The following is a 229-nucleotide window of genomic DNA, read 5'->3' on the forward strand; positions in this document are numbered from 1 at the left end:
GCGAAGTGGAAATATGGCTACATTATTCCTCACATTTACGGAACACTCAAATTTATTGGCAAACAACCGGCTGCGGCGCTATATACCTTACCCCTCAGCTATTTTTGCGGGTTTACCATCCCAAGCTGGTTATTGTATTATTATAAAAAGCAGAAGGCTGGAAAAGGTCCGCTGTTATATGGTGGCATTTAGGATACTGGTTCACTAATAAATTGCGGGTATCATTGTT

General features: G+C 41.0%; 1 protein-coding gene. It reads left to right on the forward strand.

Annotated elements, in window-relative coordinates; translation table 11 throughout:
* Nucleotides 1–192, forward strand: a 192-nt coding sequence (locus KVT36_RS32490; RefSeq protein WP_217607548.1) for a hypothetical protein, incomplete at its 5' end; no start/stop codon positions are given.
* Nucleotides 193–229: the final 37 nt, after the last annotated feature.

Source organism: Chitinophaga sp. GbtcB8, assembly GCF_019091455.1.
Classification (GTDB): Bacteria; Bacteroidota; Bacteroidia; order Chitinophagales; family Chitinophagaceae; genus Chitinophaga.